Annotated in this window: 26 protein-coding genes; 16 read left to right on the forward strand and 10 right to left on the reverse strand. The window is 73.3% G+C overall.

The genetic code is table 11. The annotated features are described in order from the left end of the window. The first annotated feature begins 126 nt into the window (after positions 1-126). Positions 127-1,446, forward strand: coding sequence for a hypothetical protein (locus ACF07V_RS11640; RefSeq protein WP_392153325.1), 1,320 nt, complete (start codon positions 127-129; stop codon positions 1,444-1,446). A gap of 41 nt (positions 1,447-1,487) precedes the next feature. On the opposite strand, the gene ACF07V_RS11645 is transcribed toward ACF07V_RS11640, so the two are convergent. Together ACF07V_RS11645 and ACF07V_RS11650 are read right to left on the reverse strand one after the other, a co-directional pair. Further along, a complete protein-coding gene (locus ACF07V_RS11645; protein ID WP_392153327.1) occupies positions 1,488-1,889 on the reverse strand; it encodes a VOC family protein in 402 nt (133 codons plus the stop codon). A gap of 58 nt (positions 1,890-1,947) precedes the next feature. Then, a complete protein-coding gene (locus tag ACF07V_RS11650; protein WP_392153328.1) occupies positions 1,948-2,838 on the reverse strand; it encodes a neutral zinc metallopeptidase in 891 nt (296 codons plus the stop codon). A 268-nt stretch (positions 2,839-3,106) separates the two neighbouring features. On the opposite strand from ACF07V_RS11650, the gene ACF07V_RS11655 reads away from it, so the two are divergent. The 3 genes from ACF07V_RS11655 to ACF07V_RS11665 all read left to right on the forward strand — a co-directional run bounded on the left by ACF07V_RS11655 (position 3,107) and on the right by ACF07V_RS11665 (position 6,212). Continuing rightward, positions 3,107-4,705 (forward strand): ABC-F family ATP-binding cassette domain-containing protein, encoded by a 1,599-nt coding sequence (locus ACF07V_RS11655; protein ID WP_392153329.1) that lies wholly within the window; start codon positions 3,107-3,109, stop codon positions 4,703-4,705. 353 nt (positions 4,706-5,058) lie between these two features. Beyond that, positions 5,059-5,280, forward strand: coding sequence for a helix-turn-helix domain-containing protein (locus ACF07V_RS11660; RefSeq protein ID WP_006123601.1), 222 nt, complete (start codon positions 5,059-5,061; stop codon positions 5,278-5,280). A 131-nt stretch (positions 5,281-5,411) separates the two neighbouring features. Continuing rightward, positions 5,412-6,212 carry an enoyl-CoA hydratase/isomerase family protein gene (locus ACF07V_RS11665; protein ID WP_392153331.1) on the forward strand — a complete coding sequence of 267 codons (801 nt, stop codon included), beginning with the start codon at positions 5,412-5,414 and terminating at the stop codon, positions 6,210-6,212. A gap of 82 nt (positions 6,213-6,294) precedes the next feature. Here ACF07V_RS11665 and ACF07V_RS11670 read toward each other — a convergent pair whose 3' ends face one another. Next, positions 6,295-6,975 (reverse strand): hypothetical protein, encoded by a 681-nt coding sequence (locus ACF07V_RS11670; protein ID WP_392153333.1) that lies wholly within the window; start codon positions 6,973-6,975, stop codon positions 6,295-6,297. 91 nt (positions 6,976-7,066) lie between these two features. On the opposite strand from ACF07V_RS11670, the gene ACF07V_RS11675 reads away from it, so the two are divergent. From ACF07V_RS11675 to amaP, 5 genes are read left to right on the forward strand one after another with little or no spacing between them, the layout of a single operon-like run. Next, positions 7,067-7,552, forward strand: a complete 486-nt coding sequence (locus ACF07V_RS11675) for an Asp23/Gls24 family envelope stress response protein (RefSeq protein WP_392153335.1) — start codon at positions 7,067-7,069, stop codon at positions 7,550-7,552. Positions 7,553-7,594: 42 nt separating this feature from the next. Next, on the forward strand, positions 7,595-7,786 hold the full coding sequence (locus ACF07V_RS11680) for a hypothetical protein (RefSeq protein ID WP_024756245.1): 192 nt from the start codon (positions 7,595-7,597) through the stop codon (positions 7,784-7,786). A gap of 9 nt (positions 7,787-7,795) precedes the next feature. Beyond that, complete coding sequence (locus ACF07V_RS11685) at positions 7,796-8,161, forward strand: Asp23/Gls24 family envelope stress response protein (RefSeq protein WP_392153336.1); 366 nt, start codon at positions 7,796-7,798, stop codon at positions 8,159-8,161. Then, the gene (locus tag ACF07V_RS11690; RefSeq protein WP_392153338.1) at positions 8,158-8,775 is read left to right on the forward strand and encodes a DUF6286 domain-containing protein; all 618 of its coding nucleotides are present in this window, start codon (positions 8,158-8,160) and stop codon (positions 8,773-8,775) included. Before ACF07V_RS11685 ends, ACF07V_RS11690 begins: the two co-directional genes overlap by 4 nt. Then, on the forward strand, positions 8,772-9,359 hold the full coding sequence (gene amaP, locus ACF07V_RS11695) for an alkaline shock response membrane anchor protein AmaP (protein WP_392153340.1): 588 nt from the start codon (positions 8,772-8,774) through the stop codon (positions 9,357-9,359). The genes ACF07V_RS11690 and amaP overlap by 4 nt, the downstream gene beginning before the upstream one ends. A gap of 15 nt (positions 9,360-9,374) precedes the next feature. Here amaP and ACF07V_RS11700 read toward each other — a convergent pair whose 3' ends face one another. From ACF07V_RS11700 to ACF07V_RS11725, 6 genes are all read right to left on the reverse strand, one after another. After that, positions 9,375-10,130, reverse strand: coding sequence for an SDR family oxidoreductase (locus tag ACF07V_RS11700; RefSeq protein WP_392153342.1), 756 nt, complete (start codon positions 10,128-10,130; stop codon positions 9,375-9,377). 5 nt (positions 10,131-10,135) lie between these two features. After that, on the reverse strand, positions 10,136-11,920 hold the full coding sequence (locus ACF07V_RS11705; RefSeq protein ID WP_392153344.1) for a glycoside hydrolase family 15 protein: 1,785 nt from the start codon (positions 11,918-11,920) through the stop codon (positions 10,136-10,138). A 52-nt stretch (positions 11,921-11,972) separates the two neighbouring features. Further along, the gene (locus tag ACF07V_RS11710) at positions 11,973-12,770 is read right to left on the reverse strand and encodes an SURF1 family protein (protein ID WP_392153345.1); all 798 of its coding nucleotides are present in this window, start codon (positions 12,768-12,770) and stop codon (positions 11,973-11,975) included. A 72-nt stretch (positions 12,771-12,842) separates the two neighbouring features. Further along, positions 12,843-13,076 (reverse strand): hypothetical protein, encoded by a 234-nt coding sequence (locus tag ACF07V_RS11715; RefSeq protein WP_030691654.1) that lies wholly within the window; start codon positions 13,074-13,076, stop codon positions 12,843-12,845. A 64-nt stretch (positions 13,077-13,140) separates the two neighbouring features. Beyond that, positions 13,141-14,115 carry a DEDDh family exonuclease gene (locus ACF07V_RS11720; RefSeq protein WP_392153347.1) on the reverse strand — a complete coding sequence of 325 codons (975 nt, stop codon included), beginning with the start codon at positions 14,113-14,115 and terminating at the stop codon, positions 13,141-13,143. Then, entirely contained in the window at positions 14,112-14,816 is a 705-nt protein-coding gene (locus ACF07V_RS11725) for a TetR/AcrR family transcriptional regulator (protein ID WP_392153348.1), read from the reverse strand. Before ACF07V_RS11725 ends, ACF07V_RS11720 begins: the two co-directional genes overlap by 4 nt. 96 nt (positions 14,817-14,912) lie before the next feature. Between ACF07V_RS11725 and ACF07V_RS11730 the strand changes: the two genes are divergently transcribed. Genes ACF07V_RS11730 through ACF07V_RS11750 form a run of 5 tightly spaced genes read left to right on the forward strand, consistent with a single transcriptional unit; the run spans position 14,913 to position 19,859 of the window. Then, positions 14,913-15,710: an acetoacetate decarboxylase family protein gene (locus tag ACF07V_RS11730; protein WP_392153350.1), complete on the forward strand. Its 798-nt coding sequence runs from the start codon at positions 14,913-14,915 to the stop codon at positions 15,708-15,710. Beyond that, the gene (locus ACF07V_RS11735; protein WP_392153352.1) at positions 15,710-16,594 is read left to right on the forward strand and encodes an SDR family NAD(P)-dependent oxidoreductase; all 885 of its coding nucleotides are present in this window, start codon (positions 15,710-15,712) and stop codon (positions 16,592-16,594) included. Before ACF07V_RS11730 ends, ACF07V_RS11735 begins: the two co-directional genes overlap by 1 nt. 11 nt (positions 16,595-16,605) lie before the next feature. Beyond that, positions 16,606-17,898: an amidohydrolase family protein gene (locus tag ACF07V_RS11740; protein ID WP_392153354.1), complete on the forward strand. Its 1,293-nt coding sequence runs from the start codon at positions 16,606-16,608 to the stop codon at positions 17,896-17,898. Continuing rightward, positions 17,895-19,121, forward strand: coding sequence for an amidohydrolase family protein (locus tag ACF07V_RS11745; protein ID WP_392153355.1), 1,227 nt, complete (start codon positions 17,895-17,897; stop codon positions 19,119-19,121). The genes ACF07V_RS11740 and ACF07V_RS11745 overlap by 4 nt, the downstream gene beginning before the upstream one ends. A 24-nt stretch (positions 19,122-19,145) precedes the next feature. Then, positions 19,146-19,859 carry a VIT family protein gene (locus tag ACF07V_RS11750; RefSeq protein ID WP_392153356.1) on the forward strand — a complete coding sequence of 238 codons (714 nt, stop codon included), beginning with the start codon at positions 19,146-19,148 and terminating at the stop codon, positions 19,857-19,859. Here the strand turns inward: ACF07V_RS11750 and ACF07V_RS11755 are convergent. Further along, positions 19,856-22,933 (reverse strand): NACHT domain-containing protein, encoded by a 3,078-nt coding sequence (locus tag ACF07V_RS11755; RefSeq protein ID WP_392153357.1) that lies wholly within the window; start codon positions 22,931-22,933, stop codon positions 19,856-19,858. The genes ACF07V_RS11750 and ACF07V_RS11755 overlap by 4 nt on opposite strands. A 149-nt stretch (positions 22,934-23,082) precedes the next feature. Here ACF07V_RS11755 and ACF07V_RS11760 point away from each other — a divergent pair, with 149 nt between their 5' ends. Both ACF07V_RS11760 and ACF07V_RS11765 read left to right on the forward strand, forming a co-directional pair. Then, complete coding sequence (locus ACF07V_RS11760) at positions 23,083-23,982, forward strand: sterol desaturase family protein (protein ID WP_392153358.1); 900 nt, start codon at positions 23,083-23,085, stop codon at positions 23,980-23,982. Next, positions 23,979-24,611, forward strand: a complete 633-nt coding sequence (locus ACF07V_RS11765; RefSeq protein ID WP_392153359.1) for a lysoplasmalogenase — start codon at positions 23,979-23,981, stop codon at positions 24,609-24,611. Before ACF07V_RS11760 ends, ACF07V_RS11765 begins: the two co-directional genes overlap by 4 nt. The last annotated feature ends 12 nt before the right edge of the window (positions 24,612-24,623 follow it).

Below are 24,623 nucleotides of genomic sequence, written 5' to 3' on the forward strand. Positions count from 1 at the left end.
TTGGGCTTTCGGGCCGTCAGCGGGAAGACTGCCCCCGTGATGTCTCGAAAGCCCGATGAACCATTGGCGCGCAACTCCAGACTCCGACTCGTCCGCCCGCGGGCGCTGGCCACCGCCCGACGGGCCGTGACGACCCGGCGCACCCGGCCGGCGCCGCGGCCGCCCGAGGGCACTCCGCCCCGCGCGGAACTCGCCCGCCAGGCCCGGCACGTCCTCGCCGACGCCGTACGGATCGCCCGCTGGGCCGCCGTCGAGCACGGCGCCGACGCGGCACCCCGCACCGGCCCCGGAGCCGGCCCCGCCCAGGAACGGGCCGCGGCCGCCCTGGACCTGACGCCCGGCCAGATCAGCGCCGGCTGGGACCGCGCCCGGCTCGCCGGGCTCGTCGAGCTGCACGGCGACACCGCCCGCCCCGGCTGGCGCCTGCACGCCTGGGACCGCGACGACTCCGCCGTCCTGCGCGGCTGGGTCGCCCTCTTCGACGCCTGGTCCCTGGTGCACCCCGCTCCGGAAGGGGTCGCGCCGAGCGCCGTCGCCGAGGTCGTCGAGGCCGTCCCCCAGGTGCTCTCGTTGCTCCAGCTCTCCCAGGGCCCGGTCCTCGTCCCCGCCCTCCTCGACCTCCTCGGCCAGCGCGTCGAGGAGCTCCGCGAGGAGCGCTGCGAGGTCCCCGCGGCCGAGCCGGCGCCCGAGGCCGCGGACGCCCCCGCCGTGGACGGGCTGCCCGCCCTCCTCGACTGGGCCCTGGAGGGCCTGGCCGCCGTCGGCGCGCTCACCCTGGACCCCGGCACCGACGAGCGCCACGCCACCCTGACCCCGCTCGGCAACTGGGCGGTCTGGGTCAAGCTGGAGCAGATCTGCGTCGCAGCGCAGAGCCCCGCGGGCAACATCGAGCAGTCCGCCGAGGACATGCTCCGCGGCTGCGCCCGGCTCACCCCGGGCCCGGCCCGCGACGAGTACCGCGCCTGGCTCGCCGCCCGCACCCTGTCCAGCGCCGTGAGCGAACTCCTCGCCGTCGCCCGCGGCGAGGACGCCCTCCTGCGCGGGCTCGCCTTCGAGGCGCTCCGCGTCGTCGGCGCGCCCGCCGAGGCCGAGGTCCGGGCCACCGTCGCCGAGCCCTCGCTGCGCCCGTACGCGCTGCTCTGGCTCGCCGAGTACGAGGGGGCCGACCCCGAGGACGCCCAGGAGGTGCTGACCCGCGAGGAGTCGACCTGGCTCTGGGTCGACACCGCCGCCGCCGTGGCCGACCACGGCGAGAGCGAGCTGCTCGTCCGCCACCTCGACTCGGCCGTGCAGGGCACGGTCCCGGCGTTGCTCGACGAGGTCCGCGCCGTCGGCCACCCCCGTACCGTCCAGGTCCTGGTCGCCCTGGCCGCCGCCCACCCGGACCCGGCCCTGGCCAAGGCGGTCCGCCGGGCCGCCTTCCAGGTCCACACCGGCGGGGCCTGAGCCGCCGGCGAGGTCCGACCGGCGGCACCCGAGCCCCGGAACTACCCGGCGGCGCCGGGGGCGTACGTGCCGAAGCTCCACACGTTGCCCTCGGCGTCCCGGGCCGTGTAGTCCCGGGAGCCGTACTCCTGGTCCGTCGGCGGCACCACGATCTCGATGCCGTACGCCACGGCCCGCGCGTGATGCTCGTCGACGTCGTCCACGCGCACGTACACCGCGGTCGGTCCGCCGTCGGCCATGAGCTTGTCGAAGGCGCTGCCGCTGCCCTTGTTGCCCAGCATCACCATGCCGTTCCCGCAGGTGAGCTCGGCGTGCATCACACGGCCGTCCTCGCCCTCGTACACGGCGTGCTCGCCGAAGCCGAAGCCCTCCGTGAGCTGCTTGATCGCGGCCTTCGCGTCCGCGTACCGCAGCGCCGGACAGATGTCGGGTGTCCCAGCCATCCCGATCACTTCCTCTCGATGTGACCCGGATCTCAGTCTGGCAGTCGCCACCGACAACTCAGCGGAAGGTGTTGCACCGGGCCATGTCGCCGGTCCGGTAGCCCTCGTGGAACCACTGCCGGCGCTGCGCCGCCGAGCCGTGCGTCCAGCTCTCCGGCGTCACCCGGCCCTGGAACCTCTCCTGGATCCGGTCGTCGCCCACGGCCGCCGCCGCGTCCAGGCCGTCCCGGATGTCCTCGTCGGTGAGCCGGGTCAGCAGCAGCCGGCCCGTCTTCTCGTCGGGAGTGGTCGTCGCGTGCCGCGCCCACACCCCGGCGTAGCAGTCGGCCTGGAGCTCGACCCGTACGGCGTTGGAGTTCGCGCCGGTCCGGCCGTCCTGGGCGCGGCTCAGGGTGCCCATCAGGTTCTGGATGTGATGGCCGTACTCGTGCGCCACGACGTACGCCTGGGCGAAGGGGCCGCCGCTCGACCCGAACGTGGTCCGCAGCTCGTCGAAGAAGCCCAGGTCCAGATAGACCTGCCGGTCTCCGGGGCAGTAGAAGGGGCCGACCGCCGAGCTCGCCGAGCCGCACGCGGTGCCCACGCGCCGGCTGAACATCACGGTGGCGGCGTTCCCGTAGGTGCCGCCCCGGCGCGGGTACTCGCTCCGCCAGTAGTCCTGGACGCTGTTCACGACGGCGACGATCCGGCAGTCCTGGCGCGCGTTGGCGTCCGAGCCCTTCTTGCAGCTCTGGTCCACCTGGGCCGCGGACGAGGAGGACGCGAGCGGCTCGTCCCCGCCGGAGGAGAGCCCGAGCTGGTCGGGGCCCACCCCGAAGAGCACGCCGAGGACCAGCGCGATGAGGCCGATGATGCCGCCGCCGACGGTCGCCCTGCCGCCCGGGACGCGGCTGTTCCGGACGTCCCGCACCTCCGAGGTGTCCAGGTCGGCGTCGTCGTCGAACTGCACGGTCCACCACCCTCCGCGTCGCTGCCGCGGCAGTGGCCGCCGCCCTGCGCCGAGTATCGGACGATCTTTCAGCTCACGCCCCTTTTCGCGAGCATCGGCGGGAATGTGAGAAAAGTCCGAGAGTGTCCCCGTCCCCCGCATGGCCGAAAACCAGTTGCAGACGCCCGTTAGACTGGCCGCATGGCCATTCTCCTTTGGGTGCATTAGCGGCGTCGAAGCCCGCCACCAGTCGTCCTTCCGCCGTTTCCCACCGCCCTGGAGTCTGTCCGTGATCACCGCTTCCGGCATCGAGCTGCGCGCCGGCGCCCGAATCCTCATCGAGTCCGCTTCCTTCCGCGTCGCCAAGGGCGACCGCATCGGCCTGGTCGGCCGCAACGGAGCGGGCAAGACCACCCTCACCAAGTGCCTCGCCGGCGAGGGCCAGCCGGCCGCCGGCACCATCGCCCGCTCCGGCGAGGTCGGCTACCTCCCGCAGGACCCGCGCACCGGCGACCTCGACGTCCTGGCCCGCGACCGCATCCTGTCCGCCCGTGGCCTCGACGTCCTCATCAAGAAGATGCGGATGAACGAGGAGCGCATCGCCACGGGCTCCGGCGCCACCCGCGACAAGGCGCTGCGGCAGTACGAGCGCCAGGAGACCGAGTTCCTGACCAAGGGCGGGTACGCGGCCGAGGCCGAGGCCTCCACCATCGCCGCCGCCCTCGGCCTGCCCGACCGGGTCCTGGGCCAGCCGCTGCACACCCTCTCCGGTGGTCAGCGCCGCCGCGTCGAGCTCGCCCGGATCCTCTTCTCGGACGCCGACACCCTGCTCCTCGACGAGCCCACGAACCACCTCGACGCCGACTCCATCGTCTGGCTGCGCGACTACCTGAAGACCTACCGCGGCGGCTTCATCGTGATCTCCCACGACGTCGACCTCGTCGAGACCGTGGTGAACAAGGTCTTCTACCTGGACGCCAACCGCTCCACCATCGACGTCTACAACATGGGCTGGAAGCTCTACCAGCAGCAGCGCGAGGCCGACGAGAAGCGCCGCAAGCGCGAGCGCCAGAACGCCGAGAAGAAGGCCGCCGCGCTCAACTCGCAGGCCGACAAGATGCGCGCCAAGGCGACCAAGACCGTCGCCGCGCAGAACATGGCCAAGCGCGCCGAGCGGCTGCTCTCCGGCCTGGAGGCCGTGCGCGCCTCCGACAAGGTCGCCAAGCTCCGCTTCCCCGAGCCGGCCCCCTGCGGCAGGACCCCGCTCACGGCCGAGGGGCTCTCCAAGTCCTACGGCTCGCTGGAGATCTTCACCGACGTCAGCCTCGCCATCGACAAGGGCTCGCGCGTCGTCATCCTCGGCCTCAACGGTGCGGGCAAGACGACCCTGCTCCGCCTCCTCGGCGGCGTCGAGCAGCCCGACACCGGCGAGGTCACCCCCGGCCACGGCCTGAAGCTCGGCTACTACGCCCAGGAGCACGAGACGCTCGACCCCGAGCGGACCGTCCTGGAGAACATGCGCTCGGCCGCGCCCGACCTCGACCTCGTCGACGTGCGCAAGACGCTCGGCTCCTTCCTCTTCTCCGGCGACGACGTCGACAAGCCGGCGGGCGTGCTCTCCGGCGGCGAGAAGACCCGGCTCGCGCTCGCGACCCTCGTCGTCTCCTCGGCGAACGTGCTCCTCCTCGACGAGCCGACCAACAACCTGGACCCGGCCAGCCGCGAGGAGATCCTCGGCGCGCTGCGCACGTACAAGGGCGCCGTCGTCCTCGTCACCCACGACGAGGGCGCCGTGGAGGCGCTCGACCCGGAGCGGATCATCCTGCTCCCGGACGGCGTCGAGGACCTGTGGGGCGCGGACTACGCGGACCTGGTGGCCCTCGCCTGACCCCCGTGGGGCCCTCGGGGCCCCGGGTGATCATCCCGGGCTGGATCATTCGGCTCATGGGTGATCCTTCATCTGAGTGAGGGTCTCTCGTACACCCCGGCGCGGTGCTCTGCCGAATCCTTCCGGCAGACCCGCGCCGTACGTGTGTTCCCCTTGCTGCGCTGACCTGGCACTTCCCGTACCAAGTGGTCCGTAGGCGCGTTTTCGGCCCTGCGGAATATCGGCTTCCGTTCGTGATGACGGCGTACTCGTCCACAAACCCGGCGGCACGGACCTTGTCGAATGGGTGGCCAGGACGGACGTAAGGGGTGATCATGAGAAGTCCAGAGCGCACTTCCCATGAGGAGGCACGGGTGGCCGAGACTCTGAAGAAGGGCAGCCGGGTGACCGGCGCCGCGCGCGACAAGCTCGCGGCAGACCTGAAGAAGAAGTACGACTCCGGTGCGAGCATCCGGGCGCTGGCCGAGGAAACCGGCCGCTCCTACGGATTCGTCCACCGGATGCTGAGCGAGTCCGGAGTCACGCTGCGTGGACGCGGCGGAGCGACACGGGGCAAGAAGGCGGCCTCGGCCTGACATCGGGGCGGCTCGACCGGTCCACCGGGACCTCCCGGTGGGCACCCGGTCGGCCCTGCGGTCGGCCAGGTGGTTACTGTGCAGTCACTTAGCATCTCGTTGCAGTGCTGCACCGGAACCGGAGGCGCCCCATGACTACGCTCGACGACTCTGAGCTCGTATTCGACAAGGACGGTGTACGGCTCACCGTCGAGGACGCCGTTGCCACGGTGACCCTGACCAATCCGGCGAAGCGCAACGCCCAGTCTCCCGCTCTGTGGCGGGCGTTGACGGAAGCCGGCCGGTCGTTGCCCGGCAGCGTGCGGGTCGTCGTTCTGCGCGGCGAGGGCAAGTCCTTCTCCGCCGGACTCGACCGGCAGGCGTTCACGCCCGAGGGCTTCGACGGCGAGCCGTCCTTCCTGGAGATGGCGCGCGGGTCCGACGCGGACCTCGACGCGGTCATCGCCGAGTACCAGGAGGCGTTCACCTGGTGGCGCCGCAGCGACCTCGTGTCGATCGCGGCCGTCCAGGGCCACGCCATCGGCGCGGGCTTCCAGCTCGCCCTCGCCTGCGACCTGCGGGTCGTCGCCGAGGACGTGCAGTTCGCCATGCGCGAGACCAGCCTGGGCCTCGTCCCGGACCTGACCGGGACGCACCCGCTCGTCTCGCTCGTCGGCTACGCCCGCGCGCTGGAGATCTGCGCCACCGGCCGCTTCGTGCACGCGGAGGAGGCCGAGCGCATCGGCCTCGCCAATCTGTCCGTGCCCGCCGACGAGCTCGACGCGGCGGTACGGGACCTCAGCGCCGCCCTGCTCGCGGCGCCCCGCGACGCGGTCAACGAGACCAAGGCGCTGCTCCAGGGCGTCTCCGGCCGCTCCTACGAGGAGCAGCGCACCGCCGAGCGCGCCGCCCAGGCCCGCCGCCTGCGCGACCTGGCGGGCCTCGGCGACTGACGCACCGACGCGGCACGCGCGCGGAGCGCTGCCGACGCACGGGTGCGCCGACGCCCGCGTGCAGGGCGGCCGACGCGCCCGCTCAGCGCAGTTCCGACACCAGCACCGTGACCGCGGTCGCCCCCGTGGCGGCCGCGGTCGCGGCGCTCCGGGCGGCGCGGGCCACGTCCAGCGGGCGGTGCCCGGCCGTCACCGCCAGCTCCACCCGCACCTGATCGGGGCCCCGGCGCACCGGCGGCCCCCACAGGTCCGTCACGCCGGCCACGCCCTCGACCCGCAGGACCGCCAGGGCCACCGGATCGTCCGTCGCGGGAGCGGGCCGCCCCGGCGGGGGAGCGGCCGGCCCCGCCGGGGGCGGCTCCGCGTCGAGCAGCTCCGTCACCCGCAGGTCCACGGCCGTCACCCGCAGCCCGAGACCGTCGCGGGCCGCCCCGAGCAGGGCCGTCCGCAGTTCCTCGGCCAGCTCCGGCAGCGGGCGGCCCGCCACCGCCCCGAAGTCCGCGGCGATCCGCAGCGCCCCGGGCCCGAGCCCGCCCGGCGGCACCGGTAGCGGGCCGGCCGATGTCTCCTCCTCGTCCGGATCGGGTCCGATCCGGAGGCCGCCCGGCACCACCCCGCGTACCGCCGCGGCGGCCGGGTCGAGGACGCCCCGCGCCGCGCGCTCGGTGATCCACGCGCCGTCCCCGGCCGCCCCGAGGGGCAGTAGCCTGCCCGGCGCGAGGCGGTCCCGTACCGCAGCCGTCCAACCCTCAGCCGTCGTCATTCCCCCAGCCTGCCGCATTCCCGGGGCGGATCGGGGCAAGCGCCCTTAGTGTGGGCGAAGAACCCCGAAATATGACAGAAGGGGCTGAATGATGACGGACACCACTCAGACCGGAGTCGCCGCGACGGACGATCCGCGCGAGTCGCGCCGCACCCCGGTGACCAAACGGGGCGGCGGCGCAGCGGCCTCCCGGGGCCGGACGACGATCGCCGACGGAGTCGTGGAGAAGATCGCCGGCCTCGCCGCACGCGACGTCGTCGGCGTCCACGCCATGGGCAGCGGCCTCTCCCGCACCTTCGGCGCCGTCCGCGACCGCGTCCCCGGCACCGGCGGCGGCAAGGCGAACGTGACCCGAGGGGTCAAGGCCGAGGTCGGCGAGGTGCAGACCGCGCTCGACCTGGAGATCGTCGTCGACTACGGCGTCTCCATCGCCGATGTCGCGGGCGACGTCCGGGAGAACGTCATCGCCGCCGTGGAGCGGATGACCGGCCTGGAGGTCGTCGAGGTCAACATCGCGGTCAGCGACGTGAAGCTGCCCGAGGAAGAGGAAGAGGAGCCGGAGCCCCGGCTCCAGTAGTCGTCGGAACCCCGGCGACAGGGGCCAGGAAAGGGGCTCGAAATGAGCATGGCGGTGGTCGGCCTGGTGGCCGGCATGGCTCTCGGCTTCGCCGGATACTTCGGTGGCTTCGGGGCGTTTCTGCTGGTCGCGGCCCTCGGGGCGATCGGCTTCGTGGCCGGTCGGTTCCTCGACGGAGACCTCGAACCCGGCGATCTGTTCCGGGGACGCGAACGCGGCGACCGGCGGCGGTGACCCGGGGTGGTGACGGACCTGGCAGACGACCCGGTACGGGACGGGGTGCGGCACCGGGGGGCGACCACCATCGCCGACCGGGTCGTCGCGAAGATCGCCGCCCAGGCGGCCAGGGAGGCGGTCGACGCCGTCCCCGAAGGGGGATCGAAGCCGCACGCCTCGGTGGTCGTCCACCGGGAGGTCGCCCGCGTATCGGTGAGCCTCGACCTCGACTACCCCTCCGACGTCGGCCGCCAGTGCGGCGCCGTCCGGAGCCGGGTACGCGCGCGCGTGGAGCAACTCGTCGGCCTGGAGGTCCACGAGGTGGACGTCCAGGTCGAGCGCCTCCACTCCGCGCACACCCGCCACGCCAAGCCGAGGGGCCGCCTCGCATGACCGCCACCCAGGACCCCGCGCCCCCCGAGGGCGCCGCCGCGGGCGCCCCGGAAGCGTCGCACGTCCGCCGCTTCTGGTCCGTCCGCCGCATCCCCGCCGCCCTGCTCGCCGCCGTCGTCCTCGGCGGCACCGGGCTGCTCCTCTACGATGTCGCGGCCGTACGGGCCGACCGCTCCGCCATGGCGTGGCGGAGCAAGCTCGCCGACGCCCTCGCGACCCGGCCGCTCGACGACACGGCGATCGTCGTCGGCGCGGCCGTCGCCGTCGTGCTCGGCGTCTGGCTGCTCGTCCTGGCCGCCACCCCCGGGCTGCGCGCCATCCTCCCGATGCGCCGCGAGCACACCGACGTCCGGGCGGGACTCGACCGCGAGGCCGCCGCGCTCACCCTGCGGGACCGCGTCATGGAGGTCTCCGGGGTGCAGTCCGTCCGGGTGCGCGTCGGCCGCGCCAAGGTCGCCGTCCGCGCGGTGTCCCACTTCCGGGCCCTCGACGAGGTCCGGGCCGACGTGGAGACGGTGCTCGCCACCGGCGTCGACGAACTCGGCCTCGCCCATCCGCCCGCGCGGACGGTACGGGTGGCCAGGCCGCCCCGCAAGGAAGGGAAGCCGAGGTGACCGTGGTCCTCCGGCGGGTCAACCGTCTCCTGCTCGGGCTCGCCGGGCTGCTCCTGGTCCTCGGCGGCGGCGCGGTCCTCGCGGCCGCCACCGACCTGCCCGTACCGTCCTGGTGGCCCTGGTCGGGCCCCTCCGACGTGCTGCTCACCACCGCCCAGCGGCAGCGCTGGCGGGACGAGAGCTGGTGGTGGCCCGTGGTCATCGCGGTCCTCGGGCTCGTCGTCCTGCTGGCCCTGTGGTGGCTGCTCGTCCAGTTCCGGCGGGCCCGGCTCCGCGAGGTCCTCGTCGACACCGGCGACGGCGAGGAGGCGGTGCTGCGCGGCCGGGCCCTGGAGAGCGTCCTGGAGGCGGACGCCGCCGCGCAGGAGGGCGTGGCCCGGGCCAAGGTCTCCCTCACGGGCCGCCGCGGCGCCCCCCGGACCCGGATCGCGCTCCACCTGGAGCCGTACGCCTCCCCGGGCAGCGCCCTGACCGCCCTCAGCACCGAGGCCCTCGCCCACGCCCGTACGTCGACGGGCCTGCCGGCCCTGCCCGCCGAGGCGCGCCTGCGCGCGGTGAAGCACCGCGCCCGCAGGGTCGCCTGAAGGGGTGCCCCGGGGTCAGAACCCGGAGCGCGCCCCGCCGTCCACCGGCAGCATCAGGCCCGTCAGGTAGGACGCGGCCGGCGAGAGCAGGAAGGCCGCCGTGCGCCCGAACTCCTCCGGGGTGCCGTAGCGGCGCAGCGGGATCGTGAGCTCGTTCGTCGCGCGGGCCGCGTCCGCGTCGCCGGAGAGCGCGTCCAGGGAGCGGACCCGGTCGGTGTCGATCCGGCTCGGCAGCAGGCCGACGACGCGGATCCCGCGCGGGCCCAGGTCGTTGGAGAGCGACTTGGCGAAGCCGGCGAGTCCCGGGCGCAGCCCGTTCGAGATCGTCAGGCCCGGGATCGGCTCGTGGACGGAGCCGGACAGGACGAAGCCGATGACCCCGCCCTCGGTGAGCGTCTCGGCGGCCGCGCGGGCCAGCCGTACCGCCCCCAGGAAGACGGTGTCGAAGGCGGCCGCCCACTCCTCGTCGGTGTTGTCGGCCGCGAAGCCGGGCGCCGGGCCGCCGACGCTGATCAGGATGCCGTCGAAACCGCCGAACCGGGCCCGCGCCTCGGCGATCAGCCGGGCCGGGGTCCCCGGGTCGGTGTTGTCGGCGGCGATCCCGGCCGCGCCCTCGCCCAGCTCGGCCACCGCGTCGGCGACCGTCTTCTCCTCGCGCCCGGTGATCAGCACCTTCGCGCCCTCGGCGAGCAGCGCCTCGGCGGAGGCCCGGCCGAGCCCCCGCGTCGCGCCGGTCACCACGTACACACGGTCCTTCAGTCCCAGATCCATGGGCCCTATCCTGCCGTCTCCCCGGCGGCGAGCGCCAAGGCGGTCCCGACGAGACCGATGTGGCTGAACGCCTGCGGGAAGTTGCCCAGCTGACGCCCCGCCACCGGGTCGTACTCCTCCGCGAGGAGCCCCACGTCGCTGGTGAGCGCGACGAGCCGCTCGAAGAGCTCGCGGGCCTCCCCGGCGCGGCCGGTCATCAGCAGCGCGTCCGCCAGCCAGAACGAGCAGACCAGGAAGGTCCCCTCCTGGCCCGGGAGCCCGTCCAGGGCCGTGGAGTCGGGGCTGTACCGCCTCAGGAAGCCGTCGTGCATGAGCTCCGCCCGTACCGCGTCCACCGTGCCCACGACCCGGGGGTCGTCCGGCGGCAGGAAGCCGACCCGCGGGATGAGGAGGGTGGCGGCGTCCAGCCCGGACGAGCCGTAGGCCTGGGTGAAGGTGTTCCGCACCGGGTCGTACGCCCGCGCGCACACCTGGGCGTGGATCTCGTCCCGCATGGTCCGCCAGCGGCCCGCGTCCCCCGGCAGCGAGGGGTCGGCCTCCAGGGTGCGGACCGCGCGGTCGGCGGCGACCCAGGCCATCACCTTCGAGTGGGTGAAGTGGCGGCGCGGCCCGCGGACCTCCCACAGGCCCTCGTCGGGCTCCCGCCAGGTGGACTCCAGGAAGCCGAGCAGGCTCAGCTGGAGGTGCCACGCGTGCCGCTCGGCCGGGATCCCGGCCTCACGCGCGCGGTGGAGGGAGTCCAGGACCTCGCCGTACACATCGAGCTGGAACTGGTCCACCGCCGCGTTCCCGGTCCGTACGGGCGCCGAGTCGGCGTAGCCGCGCAGCCACGGCAGGCTCGTCTCCGGCAGCCGGCGCTCCCCGGCGGGGCCGTACATGATCTGCAGGTCGGCGGGGTCGCCGGCGACCGAGCGCAGCAGCCAGTCCCGCCAGGCGCAGGCCTCCTCCTCGTACCCGGCGGCGAGCAGCGCGCCCAGGGTGAGGGAGGAGTCGCGCAGCCAGCAGGCGCGGTAGTCCCAGTTCCGCACGCCGCCGAGCTCCTCCGGCAGGGAGGTGGTGGGGGCGGCCATGATGCCCCCCGTGGGGGCGTACGTGAGCGCCTTGAGGGTGATCAGGGAGCGCAGCACCGCCTCCCGGTAGGGGCCGCGGTAGGTGCAGCGGGCGGTCCACTCGCGCCAGTCCGCGAGGCACTGCTCCAGGGCCTCGAAGGGGTCGACGAGGTCGGGGCGCGGCTCGTGCGAGGGGTGCCAGGTCAGCACGAAGGCCACCTTCTCGCCGGCGGCGACGGTGAAGGAGGACTGGGTGGAGAACTGCTGGCCCCAGGTCTTCACGGGCGGCTCGCTGCGCAGCCAGACCGAGTCGGGCCCGGCGATCGCGACCCGGTGGCCGTCGGCCCTGCGGACCCAGGGCACGATCGAGCCGTAGTCGAAGCGGAGCCGCAGCACGGACGTCATCTCCACGCTGCCGCTGACGCCCTCCACGATCCGCATCAGGTCGGGGGACCTGTCCCGCTGCGGCATGAAGTCGACGACCTTGACGGTGCCCGTACGGGTCTCCCAGTAGGTCTCCAGGACGAGGGAGTCCTCGGCGTAGCGGCGGCCGGTGCAGGTCGTGGCGCCCTTGGGCGCGACGGTCCAGTGGCCGTTGTTCTCGTCGCCGAGGAGGGCGGCGAAGCAGGCGGCGGAGTCGAAGCGGGGCAGACACAGCCAGTCGACCGACCCGTCGCGGCCGATGAGCGCGGCGGTCTGGAGATCCCCGATGAGGGCGTAGTCGTCGATACGTTGCGTCACGCTTTGGGCTGTTCCCGGAAGCGGCGACGGCCAATCAGCGGGAGGGAGTGGCCTACGCCTCGACCGGGGCCGGCTCGGGGGATCGCCGGACCTCGGAGGCGGTGCCGGCCGCGCGGTCGCGCTTCTCCCGGCGGACCAGGATCACCCAGCCGACGGGTACCCCGGCGGTGAAGAGCCACCACTGCACGGCGTACGCCATGTGCGGGCCGATCGAGTCGTGGTCCGGCTCGGCGATCATCTCGGGGGTGCCGCCGGCCGGGTCGGGCGCGCTCAGCTCCAGATAGCCGCCGAGCACCTCGCGGCCGATGAGCTCGGCCTGCTGACGGCTGCTGATGAGCATGACCTGGCGGTCCGGCAGGCCCTTCAGGTCCTTGATGCCGCTGGCGCCCGTCGTCTCGTCCGCCTTGAGCCGGCCGGTGACGGTGACCTCGCCCTTGGGGGCGGGCGGCACCGGCGGGAAGGAGTGCTGGTCGGCGGCGGCCGGGATCCAGCCGCGGTTCACCAGGACGACCCGGCCGTCGCGCAGGACCAGCGGGGTCAGGACGTGCACGCCCACCTGGTCGTCGGAGGAGGTGCGGCGGCGGACGACCACCTCGTGGGCGGTGTCGAAGGTGCCGGTGGCGGTGACCGTCCGCCAGTAGTCGGCGCGCGGGACGGTGTGGCCGGGGGAGGTGAGCTCCTCGACCGGGAGCGGCTTCGCCTTGAGGTTGTCTGCGATCAGGGCGTTCTGGGCGACCCGGTGTTCGTGCCGGTGGAACTGCCAGAAGCCCAGCTCGATCATCGTGGGGACGAGGACGAGGGCGACGAGGGTGAGGATCACCCACTGCCGGGACAACAGGAAGCGGTACACGCCGTCGACGGTACATTGCGGCGAAAGGCCCCCTTGCGGCGGGTGCCGCAGGGGGGCCGGAGTGGTCCCGGTTCACACCCTGTCGACGATGCCCACCTTTCCCTCCGCGCGGGCGCAGTGGCCGCCGCAGTACCAGCTGCCCTCGACCTCGACGCCCTGTCCGATGATCTGGACCCGGCAGTGCTCGCAGATGGGCGCCATGCGGTGGATGGCGCAGGCGAAGCAGTCGAAGACGTGCACCGCGCCCTGCGCGTGCACCTCGAAGGACATGCCGTAATCGTTTCCGCAGACCTCACAACGTGCCATGCGCCACAGGGTGGAGCGCCCGGCGGGCGCGCGCAGCTCGGCGCGCCCGCAGGGGCGGGGGGTGTCACCCGTCTGCCGGGGTCACGTCGCGCAGCAGCTGGGTGTAGGCGGCCTCGTCGACGACCGGGGTGCCGAAGGACTTCGCCTTCACCGTCTTGGAGGTGGCGGCGTCCGGGTCGTTGGTGACGAGCAGGCTGGTGAGCCGGGAGACGCTGGTGGCGACGTGGAGGCCGGCCTCGACGGTGCGGTCCTCCAGGAGCTCGCGGTCGACGGAGGTGTCGCCGGAGAAGGCCACCCGCATGCCCTGCTTGAGTGGTTTGTCCGACTCGTACCGCCCGGGGTTGGGGTACGGGCACGGCGGACGCTTGCGGGAGGGACGCCAGCTGCCCGCCCGGTACGAGGACTGCTGGCCGATCCGCGGCTGCGCCGGCCCCGAGGCCCACTCGGTCAGTGGCCGGCACTCCAGGAGCGGCAGCCGTACGTTCCGCTCGGCCGCCGCGTGCAGGCTCGGCCGGAACGCCTCGGCGAGCACCCGCGCGTCGTCGAGCGCGTTGTGCGCGCGCTGCTGCACGACGCCGAAGTGCGCCGCGAGCGACTCCAGCTTGTGGTTGGGCAGCGGCAGCGACAGCTCCTTGGCGAGCGCGATCGTGCACAGCCGCTGGCGCACCGGCGCGGCGGACTCCGCGCGCGCGTACTCCCGGGCGATCATCTGCCAGTCGAACATGGCGTTGTGCGCGACGAGCACCCGGCCGTCGAGCCGGGCCGCGAACTCCGCCGCGATCTCCGGGAAGAGCGGCGCGCCCTCCAGGACGTCGCTGGTCAGCCCGTGGATCCAGACCGGACCGGGATCGCGCTCGGGATTGACGAGCGTGTACCAGTGGTCCTCGACGTTCCCCTGGGCGTCCAGCCGGTAGACGGCAGCCGACACTATCCGGTCGTCGCGGGCGAGTCCGGTGGTCTCCACGTCGACGACCGCGTACCCCTGCGGGTAGGCGGCCGGCCACATCGCTGCTGTCGTACGGTCGTCAAGCACGGTCACTGAGAATACGGCCCGCGACCGACACTCCCGTCCCCGGAGTCCTCTCCCGTGCCCTTTCCCGTGTCCTTCGCGGTGTTCACGGGGGCGCCCGCGAGGAGGCCGTCGACCAGGGCGCGTACGGAGTCGGCGAAGAGCCGCTCGGTGTCGATCGGCGCGGACAGGGCGCGCGCGAGGGGCCCGTCCGCCTCGGCGTCCTCCCCGCGCCACAGCTCCTCCTCGGCGGGGGACTGGGCGGGGGCCCGCTCGCGGTTGCGCTCCACCAGGACGTAGCCGACGACCTGGAACTGCACGGCCCGGACGGCCCGGGCGGCCCGCGCCCCGCGCAGCCCCGCCGCGTGCGCCTCGTGGACCAGGGCGCGCTGGGCCGGCAGGAACATGCGCTCCGTCAGCCCCCGCTCGTGGACCATCGCCACCAGGTGCGGCCGCTCGCGCAGCGCGCGGCGCAGCGCGCGGGCCACCGAGACGATCCGCTCGGCCGGGGTCGCGCCCCGGGGCCGGATCGTGCCGAGGTCGGCCACCGTGCGGGCGACGAGCGCGTCGAGGAGCGACTCGCGGTTGCCGACGTGCCAGTAGATCGAGGTGACCGCGGTGCCGAGCTCCGCGGCGAGCCGGCGCATCGTGAGCGCGTCCGGGCCGTGCTCCCTCACCAGGGCGGCCGCGGTGTCCAGGACCTCGTCGCGGGTCAGCGCGGAGCGTGCCATCGGTTCCCCCAACTCCTCTGCGTGCAGACCTCTTTACCCTTCGGCGGCAGCGGTGTAACTGTGTTACAGGCCGACGATCCCGAAGGGTGGTACGTCATGGCACGAGTACGGTACGGGGCGCGCAGCGACGCGGAGGCGGCGGCGGCCCGCGAGCGGTCCGCCAAGCTCCCCGACATCTGGTCCACCGGTGTGGTCGCCGTCTGGGAGACCGACCCGGACGTCGTGGCGGCGGTCCTGCCGCCCCCGCTGAAGCCCACCGCGCGCCCCCTGGTGCGCGCCAACATCAGCAAGGTCGACCTGCCCGGCTATCCCCTCGGCGCCGGCTCGGTGGCCGTGGCCGCCGCCCACGGCGACCGGGAGGGCTGGTACCCGCTGGTGATGCCGATGACCCACGAGCGGGCCCTGATCGGCGGGCGTGAGGTCTTCGGCGAGCCGAAGAAGCTGGGCGAGGTCACGGTCGAGCGCGAGGGGCTCGTCGTGCGCGCCGCACTCGCCCGGCACGGCATCGCCTTCGTGGAGGTGCGCGGCGCGGTCTCCGGGCCGCTGCCGCTGCCGGAGCCCGTGGAGAAGACCGACTTCTACTTCAAGTTCCTGCCGGGCGTGGAGGGGACCGGCTTCGACGCCGACCCCGTCCTCGTCCACTGCGTCCGCAACGAGAAGGTGCGGAAGCTGGAGCGGATCACCGGTGACGTGGTCCTGCGCGAGTCCATGTACGACCCGGTCGCCGACCTTCCGGTGCGCCGGCTCGTCGAGATCACGATCGGCGAGAAGACCACCGACCAGAAGGGCACGGTCGCCGAGCGCGTCTCCGCCCGGGACCTGCTGCCCTTCGTCCACCAGCGGTACGACGACCCGCTCCAGATCCTCGACGGACCCCCGGAAGGAAGTGCCTGATGGAGCTGCGAGAGGGACAGGTCGCCGTCGTCACCGGCGCGGCGAGCGGCATCGGCCTCGCGATGGCCCGCCGCTTCGCCGCCGAAGGCCTCGCCGTCGTCCTCGGGGACGTCGAGCGGGGAGCCCTGGAGGAGGCCGCCGACGAGCTGATGGCGAGCGGGGCGCAGGTCCTCGCCCGGACGGTCGACGTCTCCGACCCCGACGAGGTACGGGCGTTCGCGGACGCCGCGTACGAGACCTTCGGTGCCGTCCACGTCCTCTGCAACAACGCGGGCGTCGGCTCCGGCGCCGAGGGCCGCATGTGGGAGCACGAGCCCAACGACTGGAAGTGGGCCTTCTCCGTCAACGTCTGGGGCGTCTTCCACGGCATCCAGGCCTTCGTCCCGCGCATGCTCGCCGGCGGCGAACCCGGCCACGTCGTCAACACCTCCTCCGGCGACGGAGGCATCGCCCCGCTGCCCACCGCCTCCGTGTACGCGGTCACCAAGGCGGCCGTCGTCACCATGACCGAGTCCCTGTACGCGCACCTGAAGGCCGAGCACGCGCGTGTGGGCGCCTCCGTCCTCTTCCCGGGCCCGCACATGCTCCGCACCGGACTGTGGGAGTCGCACCGCAACCGGCCCGAGCGGTACGCCAAGCAGCGGCCGCGCAGGACCCCGTACCGCAGCCTCGACCAGTACGAGGCCGCGATGAAGGAAGCCGGTCACGAGGTGACCTTCACGCCGGTGGAGGACGTCGCCGAGCACGTCGTCGACGGCATCCGCGCCGACCGCTTCTGGATGCTGCCGGAGAGCGAGCACAGCGACCGCCAGATCAAGGCGCGCTCGCGGTCCATGCTCGACCGCGCCAACCCGTCGTACCTGGAGAGCTTCATCCTCGACTGAGGGGCTTAGCCATGAGCTATGAGGACCCGTATCTGATCATCTCCTCCGACTGCCACGCCGGGCTTCCCACCGAGGAGTACCGGCCCTATCTCGACTCCCGTTTCCACCGGGACTTCGACGACTTCCTCGCCGGGCGCGAGGCCCGCCGGGAGGCCATGACCCGGCTCGGGGTCCGCAACGAGGCCTTCGCGGACAAATGGTTCCGCGACAACGAGGAAGGCCTGCGCGGCGGTTGGGACCCCGCGCAGCGGATCAAGGAGCTCGACGGCGACGGGGTGGCCGCCGAGGTCGTCTTCCCGGACGCGGACGCCGTCGACAGCCAGACCGCCGCGCCCTTCGGCGTCGGCCTCGGGCTCTCCGGCGACCAGGACCCGGAGCTCGGCATGGCGGGCGCGAAGGCCCACAACCGCTGGCTCGCCGAGTTCGTGGGCGGGAACGCCGAAAACGCAGCCCGGCACCGCGGGGTCGCCCTGCTGCCCGTCACCGCCGACGTCCGCGAGGTCGTCGCCGAGATCCACCGGGCCAAGGAGTCCGGACTCGGCGCGCTGATGATCCCCTCCATGTGGGTGGACAAGGCCCCCTACCACGACCGGCGTTACGACCCGGTGTGGGCGGCGGCCGCCGAGACCGGCATGCCGGTCGTCACCCACTCCGGGGCGGCGCCGCGCGAGGAGTACGGCGACCACCTCGGGATCTACGTCTCCGAGGTCACCTGGTGGCCCGCCAGGCCGCTGTGGTTCCTGCTCTGGTCGGGCGTCTTCGAGCGCCACCCGGGCCTGCGGTTCGGGGTCGCCGAGTCCGGCTGCTGGTGGCTGCCGAACCTGCTCTGGTTCATGGACCGGCTCTACCTGGGCGCGCACGGCGGCAAGAAGCTGTCCCCGTTCGCGGAGCTGAAGCGGCCGCCGAGCGAGTACCTGGACCGGCAGGTCTTCGTCTGCGCCACCAACACCAAGCGGCGCGAGCTCGCCCAGCGGTACGAGATCGGCGTCGACAACATCCTGTGGGGCTCGGACTTCCCGCACCCGGAGGGGACCTGGCCCGACACGCGCGCGTGGCTGCGGAAGACGTTCCACGACATCCCGGTCGAGGAGACCCGGAGGATGCTGGGGCTCGCCGCCGCCGAGGTCTTCGGATTCGATGTCCAAACATTGGATCCGATAGCCCGTCGGATCGGCCCCACCCCCGCCGACCTCGGCCAGCCCGCCGACCAGGCCGCCGTCGAGGCCTCCTGGGCCCGCTCGCGCGAGGTCGGCCGGCACTGGCTCACCGACCACGAGTTCCCGGTCCTGGGGGTGAACCCGTGACCGACCGCTACACCGTCGTCTCCGCCGACTGCCACGCGGGCGCCGACCTCCTCGACTACAGGCCGTACCTGGAGAAGAAGCACCACGACGACTTCGACGCCTGGGCGGCGACCTACGTCAACCCGTACGAGGACCTCCTCGCCGACACCGCCGACCGCAACTGGAACTCGCGGCGCCGGCTGCGCGAGCTGGAGGCGGACGGCATCGTCGCCGAGGTCGTCTTCCCCAACACCATCCCGCCGTTCTTCCCCAAGGCCTCCCTGATGGCCCAGCCGCCCACCCGCGCCGAGTACGAGCAGCGCTGGGCCGGGCTCCAGGCGCACAACCGCTGGCTGGCCGACTTCTGCGCGGACGCCCCGGGCCGCAGGGCGGGCGTGGCGCAGATCCTCCTCAACGACGTGGACGCGGCGGTCGCGGAGATCCGCCGCACCCGCGAGGCCGGTCTCACCGGGGGCATCCTGCTCCCGGGCGTCCCACCGGGCTCGCCCGTCCCCGAGCTGTACTCGGAGGCGTACGACCCGATCTGGGCGGTCTGCGCCGAGCTCGACGTGCCGGTCAACCACCACGGCGGCTCGGCCTCGCCGCCGCTCGGCGACGAACCGGCCGCCCGGGCGGTGTTCATGGTGGAGACCACCTGGTTCTCCCACCGGGCCCTGTGGCACCTGATCTTCGGCGGCGCGTTCCGGCGCCACCCGGGGCTCAAGCTGGTCCTGACCGAGCAGGGCTCGGGCTGGATCCCCGGCGTGCTCGACATGCTGGACTACTACCACCGGCGCCTGGTGTCGGCCGCGACGCGGGCCGCCACCGCCGAGTCCAAGTTCGGCGCCGGCCTCGCGGAGTCCATGGGCAAGGGCCCGGGCGAGGTCTGGCGGGACAACTGCTTCGTCGGCGCGAGCTTCATGCGCCCGCACGAGGTGCCGCTGCGCGACCGGATCGGCCTCGACAAGATCATGTGGGGCAGCGACTACCCGCACGACGAGGGCACCACCCCGTACTCCCGCGAAGGCCTCCGCATCGCCTACGCGGGACTCCCGAAGGAGGAGGTCGCCGCCATGGTCGGCGGGAACGCCGCCCGCGTCTACGGCTTCGACCTCGCCCTCCTCGACCGCCTCGCCGCCGTCCACGGCCCGGCCGTCGAGGAGATCGCCCAGCCCCTGGAGAAGGTTCCCGAGGGGGCGACGAGCCCGGCCTTCGCCCCGGGCGGGTCGGTCCGCGTGTGGTGAGGCGCCGGGTGCGACCCTCCTGGGGTGACTGAAGCCCCCGTACACGACGAGGCCCACGGCGGTGGCCTCGGCTCCCGTCTCAACTGGCTCCGGGCGGCCGTGCTCGGAGCCAACGACGGCGTCGTCTCCACCGCCGGCCTCGTCGTCGGCGTCGCGGGCGCCACCGAGTCCCAGGCGGCGCTGCTCACGGCCGGCCTGGCGGGGCTGCTCGCCGGCTCGATGTCGATGGCGGCGGGGGAGTACGTCTCGGTCTCCACCCAGCGCGACTCCGAGAAGGCCGCGCTGGCCCAGGAGAAGCGCGAGCTGCGCGAACGGCCGGAGGCCGAACTCGCCGAACTGACCGGCCTCCTGGCCGCCCGCGGCCTCTCCCCCGAGGTGGCCCGCGAGGCGGCCGAACAGCTCACCGCACGCGACGCGCTGCGCGCCCACGCGCGCGTGGAGCTCGGCATCGACCCCGACGCCCTCACCAACCCCTGGCACGCGGCCGGCGCCAGCTTCCTCGCCTTCACCGTCGGCGCCCTGCTCCCGCTGCTCGCGATCGTCCTCCCGTCGGCCTCCGCCCGCCTCTGGGTCACGGTCCTCTCCGTCCTCGCCGCGCTCGCCTTCACCGGCTGGTGGAGCGCCCGCCTGGGCGCCGCCCCCACGGGCCCGGCGATCCTCCGCAACGTGGCGGGCGGGGCGCTGGCGATGGGCGTGACGTATGCGGCGGGCTCGCTCCTGGGGGCGGCCGGGGTCTAGGGGGTGCGTTCGATCCGGTCGGGCTCGAAGAGCTCTTCGCCGAGGAGCGGGATGCCGGCGTTCACCGAGAGGCGGAGGCCGTGCCGGGCAGCGAGCGGAGTGATGTCGATCGGTCCGCCACCCCGCCCCGTGGACTGCCACAGATGGAGGCGGTCGAGCGAAGGGAGGTCGCGCAGGGGCGTGAGGTCGGGGATCTCGCAGCGGAAGAGGTACAGCGCGCGCAGGTCCTCCAGACCGCCGAGCGCGGTGAGGTCGGGGACGGTGATCTCCGAGAGCTGCAGGGTCGTGAGCTTCGGAGGGGTGCGCAGGGCGAGCAGCTGGTCGGTCTGCGTACGGCCCTGCAGGGAGAGGTTGGCCAGCAGGGGCCACTTCTCGATGCCGCCGAGGTCGACGTAGCGGGCCTGCGCGCCCAGCGAGAGAAACCCGAGAGCCGGGCCGATGGGGAGTTCGTCCAGCCGCTCCATCAACAGGGGAACCGCGAGACTGAAAGAAGAGAGGTCCGGCATGTCGCGCAGCGGCTCGACGGACAGCTCGGGGTGCAGCTCGTAGACGGTGAGTGTCTTCAGGCCGGGACGCGCGAGCGGCGAGAGGTCCTTCAGCAGGGGGCAGCGGCTGAGGCCGACGTTCGTCAGCTCCGGGAAGCGCCGCAGCGGGGACAGGTCGGCGAGCGACGGGTTCTCGTAGACGAAGACCCTTTGCAGACCGTCCAGGACGTGCAGGGCCGTCAGGTCGACGTCGAGGCCGCCGAGACGGACCCCCCGGGCCTTCGGCAGGAGGCGGAGGGCCGCCAACTGCTCCCGGGACTGCACATTGAGGGAGACCTCTTCCCAGGTGCTCGCCGACAGCACCTCGCGGGCGTACCGCTCGGTGTCGAACGCGCCCCACGCATCGCCCAGCTGGACCGCGACGTCGATCCGCTCGTCCTCACGGAAGCGTGCCACCACCTCGAAGGCCGCGTCCCCCGTCACCAGCGCCGCCGTGCGCACCACCGCGGCCGCGCCGTCGGCGTCCAGGCCCTCCGGGCCCGGCAGCAGCTCGAGGACGAGCTCGCCCGCCTTCGCGAGGTCGTCCGCGTCCTTCACGGAGCGCGGAGGGATCAGCTCGCGCGCCTGGCGCTCGACCTCCGCCCGTACCCCCGGCTCCAGCTCCGGCGCGTGCTCCAGACACGCCGCCGCGAGCAGCACCAGTCGGCCGCGCAGCCGGGGTGCCCGCTCCGCGCGGCGCAGCAGCTGCTTCAGGAGACGGGCCCGCTCCTCCACGCGCGCGTGGCCGACGGCCATCTGCACCACGTCGTCCCAGGTGTCGTCGTGGGCGTTCTTGACGAGGACCCCGAAGTCGCGCGCCTCCACCGCCGCCTTGGCGCCCAGGTAGTCCTGGAAGGTGCGGTGCACGAATCCCACCGAGCCGGGAGCCGGTTCGCGCAGCAGACCGCTGCGGATCAGCAGATGGGCGAAGACCTGTTCCCTCGTCCCCCGGACCTGCGGCATCGCGGCCAGCCACTCCGCGACCATCTCCTCCGCCTCGTCGCGGTCGGCCTCGACCTGTCCGTTGCGGATCAGCCAGTACGCCAGCCGCTGGAGCAGGGCCGTCTGCTCGTCCCGGGTCAGATCGACCCCTTCCACCCCGCAGATCTCCCGCTCGGTGTCACGCCGTACGAGCAGCATGTCGAGCGCGGCGTCGTACAGCTCCTTCCGGGCGCGCGGCAGCTGCATCCGCCGGTCGCGGTTCAGTGCGCACAGCAGTGCGCACATCAGCGGGTTGGTGGCGAGCCGGCCGAGGTCCCGCCGGGTGGCGACGGCCTGCCGCAGGGCGTTCTCGTAGGTGGTGAGGGTCCCGTCCCCGGGGTCCTCCAGCCGCGCCGCGTCGTGCCAGTGGGCGAGGAAGGACCGGATCCCGTTCCGGTCCATCGGGAGCAGCGTGTGCGGGGCGAAGCCCTGCCGGGAGAGCCAGGCCTCGGGGACGGCGGAGGGCCGGGTCGTGACCACGTACCTGGCCTGGGGGAAGGCCGTGACGAGGCCCTTCAGCCAGGTCTCGGTCCGCTGCCGGAGCCGCACCGGCACCTCGTCCACGCCGTCGACGAGGACGAGCGCCCGGCCGCTCGTGAGCAGGTCCTCCACCCAGCCGGCCGGGGGAGCCAGGGGCACCCCCGTGGCCCTGAGGAAGTCCTCGGGCACCGGCAGCGCGTCCGACGAGGTGAAGGCGCGCAGCCGCAGGACGAACGGCACACAGCGGTTCCAGTCGGCGAGGTCGCCCTCGAAGGAACGCCTGGCGGCGTTGAGGGCGAGCCACTGGACGAGCGTGCTCTTGCCGGAACCGGCCGGGCCGCGCAGGAGCAGCCGGTCCGCCGTCGTGAGCGCCACCTCGGTGCTCACGGTGGCCGGTCCCGTGGGCGCGAGTCCATGGACGGCCTCGCGGTCGCCGCTCACCGCGAGGGTGATGTACGCGGTGTCCAGCGGCCATTCGCGCGCCGAGCGCCCGAGGGTGAGGCCGAACAGTTCCAGCCGGCCGTGCGTCTGGGCCACGTACCGCGCGTACCGCTCCTCGAAGGCGAGGGCCTCCGCCTCGGGGCTCGGCCGGCCGGCGGCCAGGGACGCCACCGCGTCGCGGGTCCGGCCGGCCGTGCGCACCTGCTCCACCGCGGCCCGTGCGGGGAAGGACGGTTCGGCCGTGAGCTGCTCCACGAGGTGGGCGCAGCACAGCCCGAGCAGGTCGTCGTAGAGCTCCAGGGTTCGCCCGGACAGCCCGCGGTCGGGGGAGCGCAGTTCCTCGCGCAGCCGCAGGGGGTCGAGGCCGGCGGCGAACAGCCGGTCCGCGTCGAGCGGGCCCGCCGCGGCGAAGGCGTCCCGCACCCCGTCGACCGCCGCGAGCCGCTCGTGCTCGGGCAGGGTGGCGTAGTGCTCCGTGAGTCGTCCGCCCAGCACCTTCGCCAGACGGCCGGGCTTCGCGGGCCGTGGGAGCGGGCGGACGGGGGAGGGGACGAGCCCGGCTCCCTTCCCCGGGGCGACGACGGACCGCACGACCGCCCCCAGTGCCGCCCCCGCCAAGCGCAGCAGCGCAACTTCCAGACCCTGCAACGGAGTTCCTCCCCCTTGCTCACCGCCCCCTGCGATCGTACGACGTGCGGGCTTGTCGGAAGGTGCCAAAGCTTGCTGACAAGCAGTCTCACTTACTTGTAAGTAATCACGTCTAGTCGCGTCCGTCCGCCGCCTCTACCGTCAACGGCATGCCACACCTGCCCGATGTCGTGCTCTGGTCCATACCGGCGTTCGTCCTGCTCACCGTCCTGGAGATGGTCAGCCACCGGATCCACCCCGACGAGGACGCCGCCGGGTACGAGGCCAGGGACGCCGCCACCAGCATCGGCATGGGCCTGGGAAGCCTCGGCTTCGACGCGCTGTGGAAGATCCCCGTCGTGGCGATCTACACCGCCGTCTACGAGCTGACCCCGCTCCGCGTCCCCGTCCTCTGGTGGACCATCCCGCTCATGCTGCTCGCGCAGGACTTCCTCTACTACTGGCAGCACCGCGGACACCACGTCATCCGCATCCTCTGGGCCTGCCACGTCGTCCACCACAGCAGCCGGAAGTTCAACCTCAGCACCGCCCTGCGCCAGCCGTGGACCGGTGTGACGGGTTGGCCGTTCTACCTGCCGATGATCGCCCTCGGCGTGCACCCGGCGGCCCTCGCCTTCTGCTACTCGGTCAACCTCGTCTACCAGTTCTGGATCCACACCGAGCGCATCGACAAGCTGCCCCGCCCCTTCGAGTACGTCCTCAACACGCCCTCGCACCACCGTGTCCACCACGCCTCCCAGGGGGGCTACCTGGACCGGAACTTCGGCGGCATCCTGATCGTCTGGGACCGGCTGTTCGGTTCCTGGGTCGGCGAGACCGAGCGGCCCGTCTACGGGCTCACCAAGAACATCGAGACGTACAACCCGCTGCGCGTCGCCACCCACGAGTACGCCGCCATCGCGCGCGACCTGCGCGCCGCGCACGGCTGGCGCGAGCGGGCCGGACGGGTCTTCCGCGGTCCGGGCTGGCAGCCGGCATCCCCGGCCCCGAAGGCCGCGCCCGCCGCCCCGGAGGCCGTGCCCGCCGCCGCCCCCGAGGCCGCCGCGTGAAGACGTCCTCCCGCGTCCTGCTCGCCGCCTTCGGGCTCGCGTCCACCGTCGACCTGGTCTCCCTGCTCGCCGGCGCCGAGCTCGGCCACCAGATCGCCAAACCGCTCCTGATGCCGCTGCTCGCCGCGTACGCCGTCACCAGGGGCGCCCCGAAGCCGCTCACCGCCGCGCTCCTCCTCGGCTGGGGCGGCGACGTGTTCCTGCTCTCCGACGCCGACTGGGCCTTCCTCGTCGGCATGGGCTCCTTCGCCGCCGGACACGTCTGCTACCTGGTCCTGTTCGGGCGCAGGCGTACGTCCCCGGCGCTCGGCGCCCTGTACGCGGCCGTGCTCGCCGGCACCGTCGCGCTCCTCTGGCCCGACCTTCCCGCCGAACTGCGGATCCCGGTCGCCGGGTACTCGCTGCTGCTCACCGCGATGGCCTACCGCTCCAGCGCCCTCGGGCTCCTCGCAGGGCTCGGCGGCGCGCTCTTCCTGCTGTCCGACACCCTGATCGCCACCGGTGTCGCCGAGTGGCCCCAGCTGCCGGCCCCCGACTTCTGGGTCATGCTGACCTACATCGCGGCGCAGTACCTGCTGACGGCGGGAGCGCTCCGAGCGATGTACGGTGAACGTCGTACAACCGTCTGACAGCAAGGACCG

It is taken from the genome of Streptomyces sp. NPDC015661 (assembly GCF_043077765.1).
In the GTDB taxonomy this organism is placed as follows: Bacteria; Actinomycetota; Actinomycetes; order Streptomycetales; family Streptomycetaceae; genus Streptomyces.